Source organism: Duganella callida, from assembly GCF_004614165.1.
In the GTDB taxonomy this organism is placed as follows: domain Bacteria; phylum Pseudomonadota; class Gammaproteobacteria; order Burkholderiales; family Burkholderiaceae_D; genus Rugamonas; species Rugamonas callida.
In genome coordinates this window covers 1-11,097 of the sequence record NZ_SPVG01000052.1, presented here as the reverse complement: position 1 = coordinate 11,097, position 11,097 = coordinate 1, and the positions used below count along the sequence as shown (strand labels likewise).

Sequence of the window (11,097 nt, the reverse complement as noted above, 5' to 3'; positions counted from 1 at the left end):
GTGCCGGCGTACCGCCGGCCAGCGCGATGCCTGCGCCAGCCGCCGCGGGCCAATCCGGCAATCTGCTGGCCGAGGCGCGCCGGCTGGCCGACCTCGGCGACGTCAAGGCGGCCGAGGGCAAGTGCCGCGATCATCTGGCGCTGCAACCCGACGCGGCCGAGGCCTATTTCATCCTCGGCCTGCTGAACGAGATGACCAATAAACCGAATATGGCAGAAGAATACTGGCGCCGCTGCATCTACCTGCAGCCCGACCACTACCAAGCCCTGTGCCACCTGGCGCTGCTGGCCGAAGCCAACCACGACGCCGCCGGCGCCGCCGCGCTCAAGGCGCGCGCCGCACGCATCTACAAACGCCAGCAGGCATCCTAAAGGCGAGCGATCATGAGCACCACCATCACCTCCCCCATTGCCGGCCTGCGCGACTGCTGGAACGTGATCGGCGTCAACGGCGATCAGAGTTGCGAACGGTTGCAGCAGGTGGTCCATTGCCGCAACTGCGAAGTCTATGCCAACGCCGCGCTGCAAAACCTGCAGCGTCCCGTCAGCGACGCATATAAAAGGGAATGGGCCGCGCACTTCCGCCAGGCCGCCAGCGACAGCCAGCAGCAGGACACCTCCTGCCTGGTGTTTCGCATCGGCCGCGAGTGGCTGTCGCTGCCGACGCGCGTGTTCGTCTCGGTGGCGCCGATCGCCCAGCCGCATCGGCTGCCGCATCGCTCGGCGCGCGGCCTGCGCGGCGTCGTCAACGTCAGCGGCACGCTGTATCCGTGCATGTCGCTGGCCGACCTGCTGGGCATCGACGACAGCGAAGGCGAAGCGGCCACACATCGCCACACCTTCGCGCGCCTGCTGCTGACCAAGTGGGACGATCAGGCTTACGCGCTGCCGGTCGCCGACCTGCACGGCATCCTGCGCTATGCCAGCAGCGCCATGCAGGCGCCGGCCGCCACCATCAACAAGGGCCTGTCCCGCTTCCTCACCGGCGTGATCACGCATGACGACATGCGCATCGGCGTGCTGGATGAGGCGCTGATCGGCCACCAACTCGCGAGAACCTTACGATGAGCCAGGATAACGGTGGAGACCTGAGCCAGTTTTCCATGCTGGACCTGTTCCGCATGGAAGCCGACAGCCAGACGCAGATCCTGACCGACGGCCTGCTGGCCATGGAGCGCCTGAAGGACGACGCCGGCGCGGTGGAATCGATGATGCGCGCGGCCCACTCGATCAAGGGCGCGGCCGCCATCGTCGGACTGGAAGTGGTGGTGCAGCTGGCGCACGGCATGGAGGATGCGTTCATCGCCGCGCAGAACGGCAAGCTGGCGCTGACGCCGAACCGCGTCGACGTGCTGCTGGCCGGCGTCGATCTGATTCTGCAGCTGTCACGCCTGCAGGATGCGCAAGTCGATGGCTGGCTGGCCTCCAACAGCGCGCAGATCAAGCAGACGATGAATTCCATCGGCACCATCGCCTTCCTGCCGGAGCCGGTGGACCTGCTGCCGCCCGTGCCGGCGCCGCGCGCCCCCGTCACTCCCGCGCAGGCGGTCGATAGTGCGCCTGACGGCATGCCCGGCATGGATTCCCGCGTGCACGGGAATGACATTGCGGCGGAGCCTGAGCCGGTGACGCCGGCCACGCCCGTCACATCCCCCGCCCACGGCGCCGACGACGCACCGGCCACCGCCGCGCGCCAGCCCGCGCCCGCGCCGATGAAGGCCACGCAAAGCTTCGACAAACTGCTGTCGCTGGCCAGCGAATCGCGCATCAACGCGCACCAGCTGCATCCGCTGATCCAGAACATGCAGCGCCACAAGCGCAACCAGAGCAGCCTGTTCGCGCTGATCGAGCAGCTGCACGAAGCCATCTCCAATACCGACGACGCCAGCCTCAAGGAAAAATCCCTGCTGGCGCTGCAGAAGACCCACCCGCTCAAGCAGTTCGTGCTCGAACACATCGCCGACATCGAAGCCTACGAGCGCCGCCTGCTGGCCGTCTCGCAGGGCATGGTGGACGAAGTGCTGACCATGCGCATGCGTCCCTTCCGCGACGGCGTGCAGCACTTCCCGCGCATGGTGCGCGACCTGTCGCGCAGCCTCGGCAAGGACGTGCAGCTGCACATCATCGGCGAAGACACGCTGGTCGACCGCGACATCCTGGCCAAGATCGAAAGCCCGCTCAACCACATGCTGCGCAACGCCATCGACCACGGCATGGACAGCGCGGCCGAACGCATCGCCGCCGGCAAGCCGGGCACCGGCACCATCACGCTGGAGGCCAAGCACCGCGCCGGCATGCTGAGCATCGAAATCAGCGACGACGGCAAGGGCGTCAACCTGGAAAAAATCCGCGCCCGCGTGATCGAGCGCAAAATGGCGCCGGCGCAGATGGCCGCCTCCATGTCGCAGGCCGAACTGATGGAGTTCCTGTTCCTGCCCGCCTTCAGCCTGAAGGAAAGCATCACCGAGATTTCCGGCCGCGGCGTCGGCCTCGACATCGTGCACGAAACCATCCGCTCGCAGAACGGCACCGTACGCATCGAGTCCGAATTCGGCGTCGGCTTCCGCACCTATATCACGCTGCCGCTGACCCAGTCCATCGTGCGCGCGCTGGTCACCGATGTGAAGGGCGAGGCCTACGCCGTGCCGATCGTGCAGGTGGAGCGCGTGATCAAGGTGCCGCAATCGGCCATCCACACGCTGGAAAACAAGCAGTTCTTCGACTTCGGCGGAGAGCATCTGGGCCTGGTCTCGGCCGCGCAGGTGCTGGAACTGGGCGATACCGACGCCGGCGGCGAAGAGCTGTCGGTGGTGGTGATCGGCGCCGGCGCGCGCCGCTACGCGCTGGTGGTGGACGCCATCCGCGGCGAGCAAAGCCTGGCGGTGCAGGCCATCGACCCGATCTTCGGCAAGATGCGCGACATCTCCGCGGCCGCCCTGCTCGACAACGGCGAGCCGGTGCTGATTCTCGACGTGCCCGACCTGCTGCTGTCGATCGACAAGCTGCTGCACGAGGGCGGCTTGCACCAGTTGGCCAAGTCCGATGCCGCCGAGCGCCGCAAGACCAAGCGCATCCTGGTGGTCGACGACTCGCTGACCGTGCGCGAAATGGAGCGCAAGCTGCTGCAAACCCGCGGCTTCCTGGTCGATATCGCCATCGACGGCATCGACGGCTGGAACGTGGTGCGCAGCGGCGAATACGACCTGGTGATCACCGACGTCGACATGCCGCGCATGGACGGCATCGAACTGGTAACCTTGATCAAGAAAGATATACATCTTCACAAGGTTCCAGTCATGATAGTCTCTTACAAAGACCGCCCCGAAGACCGCGCCCGCGGCCTGTCGGCCGGCGCCGATTACTACCTGACCAAGGGCAGCTTCCACGACGAGACGCTGCTGGACGCGGTCACCGACCTGATTGGGGACGCACACCGATGAAAATCGCCATCGCCAACGATGTCGCCATGGCAGCCGAAGCGCTGCGGCGCGTGGTCGCCAGCACCGCCGAGCATCAGGTGCTGTGGATCGCCCGCACAGGCGCCGAGGCGGTGCGCATGGCGGCCGACAACCGCCCCGATCTGATTTTGATGGACCTGAACATGCCGGAGCTGGACGGCGTGGAAGCCACGCGCCAGATCATGGAGCAAAGCCCGTGCGCCATCCTGGTGGTCACCGGCCGCCCGCAGGACAACGTCAACCAGGTGTTCCGGGCATTGGGCGCCGGCGCGCTGGACGTCACCGCCACGCCGGTGCTGCAGGGCCATCCCGGCGGCGACACCGAACTGCTGGCCAAGATCCGCACCATGGACAAGCTGATACGTCACAGCGGCGGCACGCAGGCCATGATGCCCAGAACCGCCGCCAGCAACGGCGTCCACGCCGGCGCCGAGGCGGCGGAGATCGAAAAAGTCACCACCCTGCTGGCCATCGGCGCCTCCACCGGCGGCCCGGTGGCCATCTCGAAAATGCTGGCCGGCTGGAGGCCGCCGCGCGGCTGCGCCATCGTGGTGGTGCAGCACATCGACGAACACTTCGCCGACAACTTTGCCCGCTGGCTGGGCGAACAGCTGGAGATGCCAGTGCGCGCCGCCGAGGAAGGCGACGAGCTGGCGGCCGGCGTGGTCCTCATCGCCAAGAGCAACGACCATCTGAAACTGGATCAAAACCTGCGCTTGCGTTACGATCCCAATCCGAAGGAGTATGCTTACCGGCCGTCGGTCGATGTATTCTTCCATTGCGTGGCCCAGCACTGGAAGGGCGAAGCGATCGGCGTGCTGTTGACCGGCATGGGCCGCGACGGCGCCGAGGGCCTGCTGGCGATGCGCCGCGCCGGGCAGACCACCATCGCCCAGGACCAGGCCAGCAGCGCGGTGTACGGCATGCCGCGCGCCGCGGCGGAGCTGGACGCGGCGCAGATGATTTTACCGCTGGCGAAGATCGGACCGGTCTTGCGCGGCAATCTGGGCGCGGCTCCCGAACGGAACGCGCGCCCGTCAACTTAAGAGAACCCTGATGTCCGAAGCACAAGCAATCGAAGCAGCTCAAGAACCGGTCCTGCCCACCTTCAAAGTACGGGTGCTGCTGGTCGACGACCAGCTGATCATCGTCGAAGCCGTGCGGCGCATGCTCAGCGACCAGCCCGATATCGAATTCCATTACGTGACCGACGCCACCAGGTCGCTGGAGACGGCGCAGCAGCTGCAGCCCACCGTGATCCTGCAAGACCTGGTGATGCCCAACATCGACGGCTTCGGCCAGATCGCCCAGTACCGCGCCGAGGAAGCGCTGCGCCATGTGCCGGTGATCGTGCTGTCGGCCAAGGAAGACCCCAAGCTCAAGGCGCACAGCTTCGCCACCGGCGCCAACGACTACATGGTCAAGCTGCCGGACAAGCTGGAACTGCTGGCGCGCGTGCGCTACCACTCCAACGCCCACATCAGCCGGCTGCAGCGCGACCAGGCGTTCCGTTTCCTGCGCGAGAGCCAGAAGCAGCTGGCCGACGCCAACATCGAACTGCAAAAGCTGGCCGCGCTGGACGGCCTGACCGGCATCGCCAACCGCCGCCGCTTCGACGACACCATGCGCCTCGAATGGCAGCGCGGCCAGCGCGACAAGCAGCCGCTGACGCTGATGCTGTGCGACGTCGACTTCTTCAAACTGTATAACGACAGCTTCGGCCACCTGGCGGGCGACTTGTGCCTGAAGAAGGTGGCCGCTGTCCTGACCGAACATCTGAAGCGCCCGGCCGACCTGGCCGCGCGCTACGGCGGCGAGGAATTCGCCATTATCCTGCCGGAGACCCCGCTGACCGGAGCCATGATCGTGGCCGAGTCATGCCGCCGCCACCTGGAACAGCTCGCGATCGAAAACCCGCAGGCGACCACCGAGTTCTCATGCGTGACCATGTCGATCGGCGTGGCCAGCGTGGTGCCGTCGCCGGCGTCCTCGGTCGAGCAGCTGATCCAGCAAGCCGACCAGGCCCTGTACACCGCCAAGCATGGGGGCCGTAACCGCGTGGTGAGCGCGGACAGTCTGCCTGGTCTCTCTACTACGAATTAAGGAAACTACCGCAGCATGAGTGCTCAAATCGATCAAGTCAGCGTCGTCAAGAAGTCGAACATCTACTTCGACGGCAAATGCGTGTCGCACACCGTCATCCTGGCGGACGGCAGCAAGAAAACCGTCGGCGTGATCTTCCCGTCCAGCCTGACCTTCAACACCGGCGCGCCGGAAATCATGGAAATCGTCGGCGGCGTCTGCAAGGTGCGGCCGGACGGCGCCAGCGACTGGCAAACCTACGGCGCCGGCCAGCAGTTCAGCGTGGCCGGCAACAGCAAATTCGACATCGAAACATTGGAAACCCTCGATTACGTCTGCCACTTCGGCTAAACTCAAAAGCAGACTGCGGTCTGCTTTTTTTACGACCATGACGACGCTACCCGCACACACACTGTTGGCCATCATCGAAGCCCAGGTACAGCTGGTCGGCCTGGGCAACGACTTGAGCGCGGTGATGGATGCCGCCTCCGCCAAGGCGGTCGAACTGACCGACGCCGACGGCGCCGTGGTCGAGCTGCTCGAAGAAGACGCCATCGTCTACCGCTCGGCCAGCGGCATCGCAGAGGCGCAGCTGGGCTTGCGCATGCCGGTGGCGAACAGCCTGTCGGGGCGCTGCCTGACCACGCGCACGGCCTGCCTGTGCACCGACAGCGAGATCGACGAGCGCGTCAACCGCGACGCCTGCCGCAAGGTCGGCCTGCGCGCGATGGTGATCGTACCGCTGATCGCCGGCGACGAAGCGGTGGCGGTGATGAAGCTGGTGTGGACAGAGCCGCGCGAATTCTGCCACAACGAGGCGGAGATCGCCCAGCTGCTGGCCAACATGACGGCCGCGCTGATGCAGCGCGCGCGGCAGGAAGGCCCGAACGTGCTGCGCGAGCGCCTGACCATGGACGAGGTCACCGGCACCGCCAACCGCTCCTTCTTCTACGAACAGCTGCAGGCCAAGATTGGCGCCGACCACGCCGGCACGGCGCGCATGGGCGTGGCGGTGATCCGCGTCGAAGGGCTGGACAACCACCCGGAAACGCTGGCCGAGATCTCGCGGCGCATCGAGCGCGAATGCCGTCCCGGCGACCTGGTGGCGCGCATCGGCCACGACGAATTCGCGGTCATCCTCAACATGGCGGCGCGGCGTTCGATCGTCACCAGCCAGCTGCACCGGATCAGCCTGTCGGTGACCTCGGACGGGCTGCCCGGCATCGCCGACGTCAAACTGCGCAGCGCCTGCCACACCGGCAGCGCGCTCTACCCCGAAGACGCCCGCACGGCGATCCAGCTGGTGCAGGCCGCCCGTCCGTAAAGTCGGGGTCCGATTTTGAGCTCTGACCCCGACTAGACAAATACCGGTTCCGGTTCCAGCAGGACACCGTAACGCGCCTGCACGTCGGCTTGGATCGCCTGGGCCAGCGCAACCACATCCGCGCCGCTGGCGCCGCCGGTGTTGACCAGTACCAGCGCCTGCTTGGGGTAGACGCCGGCCTTGCCGAGCTGTTTGCCCTTCCACCCGCATTGGTCGATCAGCCAGCCAGCGGCCAGCTTTTCGCTGCCGTCCGGCTGCGCGTGATGCACGAGCTTGGGGAAACGCTCGAGCAGCGCCGCGCATTGTGCCGCCGGCACCACCGGGTTCTTGAAGAAGCTGCCCGCGTTGCCGATCTCGGCCGGGTCGGGCAGCTTGCGGCGGCGGATGGCGATCACAATGTCTGCCACCTGCTGCGGCGTCGGCGCGGCGATGCCCCGCTCCGCCAGCGCCTGCGCCAGTTCGGCGTAGCGCAGGTTCGGCTGCCACTGCTTCGGCAAGGCGAAGGTCACGTCGAGGATGATCAGGTGGCCGCCTTCCCGCTTGAATACGCTGTCGCGATAACCGAAGCGGCACTCGGCGCCGCTCATCACGCGCGTCTCGCCACTATGCGGATCGTAGACGCTGACGCTGTGAAATACATCCTTGATTTCCAGTCCATAGGCGCCGATATTCTGTATCGGCGCGGCGCCCACCGTGCCCGGTATCAGCGCCAGGTTTTCCAGTCCGCCCAAACCTTGCGCCAGCGTCCATTGCACGAATGCGTGCCAGTTTTCACCGGCCGCCGCGCGCACATAATGATGCTGGTCGTCGCCACCGATTATCTCCTTGCCTTCGAGCGCCATATGCAGCACCAGGCCGTCAAAATCACCGGTGAGCAATAAATTACTGCCTCCGCCCAAAATCAGCTTCTTTAAAGAAACCCAGGCGCCATCAGCATAAATGCCGAGCAATTGCTCTTTTTTGGTGACGCGCAAATACGCGCGGGCGGTCGCGGCGATGCCGAAAGTGTTAAGCGATTCCAGAGGAAATTGATATAGGACAGAAGACGGCGCGGACATGGAGGGATTCAACAATAAATTTAATCGATTATAGAGCGAAACACGTAAAAAACCAGCGGGCGTATGGCGGCGAAAACCGCGATGTCAGTTAAAATGTCAGTCTTTGATGCAGTCGGATTAATGTTGCTGCATGCCACACAAATAAGGAAATAGTTATGCCGTCGTTTGATGTAGTTTTGGAAGCCGATATGATCGAAGTGAAAAATGGTGTCGAGCAAGCTCAGAAAGAGATTGCCACGCGCTTTGACTTCAAGGGGACCAGTGCCGCCGTCGAACAGAAGGAACGCGAGCTGACCCTGACCGCCGATTCCGATTTCCAGCTGCAACAGGTACGCGATGTGTTGATCGGCAAACTGGGCAAGCGCAAGGTCGACGTGCGCTTCCTGGAAGATGGCGACGTCAAGAAGATCGGCGGCGACAAGGTACGTCAGGTTATCAAGGTCAAGAATGGGATCGAGTCCGATGATGCCAAGAAGATCGTCAAGGTCATCAAGGACAGCAAGATGAAGGTACAGGCCAGCATCCAGGGCGAGTCGGTGCGCGTCACCGGCGGCAAGCGCGACGATCTGCAGGCGGCCATCGCCATGCTGCGCAAGGATGTCACCGACCTGCCGCTGGAATTCAATAACTTCCGCGACTGATCCCCGCCCGCGCGCGCGGCCCCGCTACGTTGGCCGCGCCCGTCACAAAGCTGTAGCACACATGGAGTAGAATGACTCGGAGCTCCGACCATGCGTACTACCGCGCGACCGCAAATAACCTCGGTAGTCTAAGGATAGCAATGAAACGTGTTGATGATTTCCGCCTGCGATTCGGCAATGAAGAATATGTGCCCATCATGATCGGCGGAATGGGGGTCGATATCTCGACCTCCGAACTGGCGCTGGAGGCGGCCCGCCTGGGCGGCATCGGCCATATCTCCGATGCGATGGTGGAAGACGTGTCGGACCGCAAGTTCGACACCAGCTTCGTCAAGGATAAGACCAAGCTCTACAAGCACAACATCAACAACATGGACAAGTCCATGGTGCAGTTCGACCTGGAGCGCCTGGCGCAGGCACAGCGTCTGCACTTGGGCAGGACCATGGAGCAGAAAAAAGGCCCGGGTCTGATCTTCGTGAACTGCATGGAAAAGCTGACCATGAACGGTCCGCGCGAAACCCTGCGCACGCGTCTGAACGCGGCGCTGGACGCCGGCATCGACGGCATCACGCTGTCGGCCGGCCTGCACTTCGGTTCGTTCGCGCTGATGGCCGATCACCCGCGCTTCCGTGAAGCCAAGCTGGGCATCATCGTCTCGTCGGTGCGCGCGCTGCAGATCTTCCTGCGCAAGAACGCCAAGCTGAACCGTCTGCCCGACTACGTGATCGTCGAGGGTCCGCTGGCCGGCGGCCATCTGGGCTTCGGCCTGGAAGACTGGAAAGACTACGACCTGATGACGATCACCCAGGAATTGCTGGCCTACTTCAAGGAAGAGCAGCTGGATATCCCACTGATTGCCGCCGGCGGCATCTTCACCGGTTCCGACGCGGTCAAGTTCCTGGAAGCCGGCGCGGCCGGCGTGCAGGTGGCGACCCGCTTCACCGTCACCAAGGAATGCGGCCTGCCGGACAAGGTCAAGCAGGAATACTTCAAGGCGTCGGAGGACGACATCATCGTCAACGGCGTGTCGCCGACCGGCTATCCGATGCGTATGCTGAAGAACACGCCGGCGATCGGCGCCGGCATCCGTCCGGGCTGCGAGTCGTACGGCTATCTGCTGGATGCCACCGGCAACTGCGCCTACATCAACTCGTACAACCGCGAAGTGCTGGCGCACCCCGACAGCAAGAACATCTCGGTGATGGACAAGACTTGCCTGTGCACGCACATGCGCAACTTCAACTGCTGGACCTGCGGCCACTACACCTACAAGCTGAAGGACACCTCGTTCAAGAAGCCCGATGGCGAGTATCAGCTGCTGAGCGCGGAACACGTGTTCAAGGACTACCAGTTCAGCACCGACGATCACATCGCCATGCCCGAAAAAGAGTTCTAATTAAAAAAGCGCCCGCAGGCGCTTTTTTTTAACCGTCGGAGTTGATCCGGTGGATCAGCGCGCCGAGGACCTCTTCCGCCAGCTCGTTGTCGACCTGGCAGGTGCCGGCATTCTCATGTCCGCCACCGCCGTATTCCAGCATCAGCGCGCCGATGTTGGTTTTCGAGGTGCGGTTCAGGATCGATTTGCCGGTGGCGAACACGGTGTTCTGGTTCTTCAGGCCCCACAGCACGTGGATCGAGATATTCGTCTGCGGGAACAGCGCGTAGACGATGAAGCGGTTGCCAGCAAAGATGATCTCTTCATTGCGCAGGTCCAGCACCACCAGGTTCTTGTGCACGGTGGCGCAGCGGCGGATCTGGTCCTTGCACTTCTCGGCGTGCTCGAAGTACAGGTCCTTGCGTTCCTTGACGTCCGGCAGCTCCATGATCTGTTCGATCGTGTGGTTCTTGCAGGCGTCGATCAGGTCCATCATCAGGTTGTAGTTCGAGATGCGGAACTCGCGGAAGCGGCCCAGGCCGGTGCGCGCATCCATCAGGAAGTTCAGCAGATCCCAGCCTTCCGGATGCAGCACCTCCTGCTCGTTGAAGCGCGCCGAATCGCCCTTGTCGACCGCCGCCATCATGTCGTCCCACGCGGCCGGGAAGGCTTTCAGACCGCCGTAATAGTCGTACACCACGCGCGCCGCCGATGGCGCTTCCGGATGGATGACGTGATTGTTGCGCTCGCCGGTATTGCGGATGGTTTCGGACAGGTGGTGGTCGAACGCCAGGTGGGCGCCGGCCACGTAAGGCAGATTGGTGGTGATGTCGCGGTCGGTGATGGTGATCTTACCGTCCTGCATATCCTTGGGGTGCACGAACAGGATCTCATCGATCATATCCAGGTGCTTGAGCAGCACTGCACATACCAGGCCGTCAAAGTCACTACGGGTTACCAGACGATATTTCTTTGCTTCAGACATGGATGGACCTCTAGTAGATTGATCAGAGCGCCAATAGGCGATGACCAATCATACAGCCCTATGCTTCGCAACGACAACAAAAAAGCCCGCCGATCACAGATCAGGCGGGCTTTTTCTTTATAACTAGCTTGACGATAACCTACTTTCACACTGGTTGCAGCACTATCATCGGCG

11 protein-coding genes and 1 pseudogene are annotated in these 11,097 nt (G+C 63.4%); 9 read left to right on the top strand and 3 right to left on the bottom strand.

Annotation, left to right across the window (positions count from 1 at the left end; all coding sequences use genetic code 11):
• The 7 genes and pseudogenes from E4L98_RS05585 to E4L98_RS05555 form a co-directional block, all read left to right on the top strand.
• Window positions 1-371: pseudogene (locus E4L98_RS05585) on the top strand (CheR family methyltransferase); the annotation flags it as partial.
• 12 nt (window positions 372-383) lie between these two features.
• Entirely contained in the window at window positions 384-1,067 is a 684-nt protein-coding gene (locus tag E4L98_RS05580; RefSeq protein ID WP_135200581.1) for a chemotaxis protein CheW, read from the top strand.
• A complete protein-coding gene (locus tag E4L98_RS05575; RefSeq protein ID WP_135200580.1) occupies window positions 1,064-3,439 on the top strand; it encodes a hybrid sensor histidine kinase/response regulator in 2,376 nt (791 codons plus the stop codon). The genes E4L98_RS05580 and E4L98_RS05575 overlap by 4 nt, the downstream gene beginning before the upstream one ends.
• On the top strand, window positions 3,436-4,503 hold the full coding sequence (cheB, locus tag E4L98_RS05570; RefSeq protein WP_135200579.1) for a chemotaxis-specific protein-glutamate methyltransferase CheB: 1,068 nt from the start codon (window positions 3,436-3,438) through the stop codon (window positions 4,501-4,503). The genes E4L98_RS05575 and cheB overlap by 4 nt, the downstream gene beginning before the upstream one ends.
• Before the next feature lie 10 nt (window positions 4,504-4,513).
• Window positions 4,514-5,560 (top strand): diguanylate cyclase, encoded by a 1,047-nt coding sequence (locus tag E4L98_RS05565; protein WP_135200578.1) that lies wholly within the window; start codon window positions 4,514-4,516, stop codon window positions 5,558-5,560.
• A 15-nt stretch (window positions 5,561-5,575) separates the two neighbouring features.
• On the top strand, window positions 5,576-5,890 hold the full coding sequence (gene ppnP / locus E4L98_RS05560; protein WP_135200577.1) for a pyrimidine/purine nucleoside phosphorylase: 315 nt from the start codon (window positions 5,576-5,578) through the stop codon (window positions 5,888-5,890).
• 64 nt (window positions 5,891-5,954) lie between these two features.
• Complete coding sequence (locus E4L98_RS05555; RefSeq protein WP_167761282.1) at window positions 5,955-6,863, top strand: sensor domain-containing diguanylate cyclase; 909 nt, start codon at window positions 5,955-5,957, stop codon at window positions 6,861-6,863.
• Between the two features lie 32 nt (window positions 6,864-6,895).
• On the opposite strand, the gene murB is transcribed toward E4L98_RS05555, so the two are convergent.
• A complete protein-coding gene (gene murB, locus E4L98_RS05550) occupies window positions 6,896-7,921 on the bottom strand; it encodes a UDP-N-acetylmuramate dehydrogenase (protein WP_135200575.1) in 1,026 nt (341 codons plus the stop codon).
• A gap of 155 nt (window positions 7,922-8,076) precedes the next feature.
• Here murB and E4L98_RS05545 point away from each other — a divergent pair, with 155 nt between their 5' ends.
• Both E4L98_RS05545 and E4L98_RS05540 read left to right on the top strand, forming a co-directional pair.
• Window positions 8,077-8,562: a YajQ family cyclic di-GMP-binding protein gene (locus E4L98_RS05545; protein ID WP_135200574.1), complete on the top strand. Its 486-nt coding sequence runs from the start codon at window positions 8,077-8,079 to the stop codon at window positions 8,560-8,562.
• Between the two features lie 140 nt (window positions 8,563-8,702).
• A complete protein-coding gene (locus E4L98_RS05540; protein WP_135200573.1) occupies window positions 8,703-9,959 on the top strand; it encodes a nitronate monooxygenase in 1,257 nt (418 codons plus the stop codon).
• Between the two features lie 28 nt (window positions 9,960-9,987).
• Here E4L98_RS05540 and E4L98_RS05535 read toward each other — a convergent pair whose 3' ends face one another.
• Both E4L98_RS05535 and E4L98_RS30320 read right to left on the bottom strand, forming a co-directional pair.
• Window positions 9,988-10,923, bottom strand: coding sequence for an exopolyphosphatase (locus tag E4L98_RS05535; protein ID WP_135200572.1), 936 nt, complete (start codon window positions 10,921-10,923; stop codon window positions 9,988-9,990).
• The coding region (locus E4L98_RS30320) for a hypothetical protein (RefSeq protein ID WP_205746665.1) at window positions 10,893-11,097 on the bottom strand (205 nt) is incomplete at its 5' end. The genes E4L98_RS30320 and E4L98_RS05535, both read right to left, overlap by 31 nt.

Excerpts from the sequence above, each read along its gene's own strand:
- murB (WP_135200575.1), bottom strand. The coding sequence starts at position 7,921 with ATGTCCGCGCCGTCTTCTGTCCTATATCAATTTCCTCTGGAATCGCTT.
- E4L98_RS05580 (WP_135200581.1), top strand. The coding sequence starts at position 384 with ATGAGCACCACCATCACCTCCCCCATTGCCGGCCTGCGCGACTGCTGG.
- cheB (WP_135200579.1), top strand. The coding sequence starts at position 3,436 with ATGAAAATCGCCATCGCCAACGATGTCGCCATGGCAGCCGAAGCGCTG.
- E4L98_RS05540 (WP_135200573.1), top strand. The coding sequence starts at position 8,703 with ATGAAACGTGTTGATGATTTCCGCCTGCGATTCGGCAATGAAGAATAT.
- ppnP (WP_135200577.1), top strand. The coding sequence starts at position 5,576 with ATGAGTGCTCAAATCGATCAAGTCAGCGTCGTCAAGAAGTCGAACATC.
- E4L98_RS05565 (WP_135200578.1), top strand. The coding sequence starts at position 4,514 with ATGTCCGAAGCACAAGCAATCGAAGCAGCTCAAGAACCGGTCCTGCCC.
- E4L98_RS05575 (WP_135200580.1), top strand. The coding sequence starts at position 1,064 with ATGAGCCAGGATAACGGTGGAGACCTGAGCCAGTTTTCCATGCTGGAC.
- E4L98_RS05545 (WP_135200574.1), top strand. The coding sequence starts at position 8,077 with ATGCCGTCGTTTGATGTAGTTTTGGAAGCCGATATGATCGAAGTGAAA.
- E4L98_RS05535 (WP_135200572.1), bottom strand. The coding sequence starts at position 10,923 with ATGTCTGAAGCAAAGAAATATCGTCTGGTAACCCGTAGTGACTTTGAC.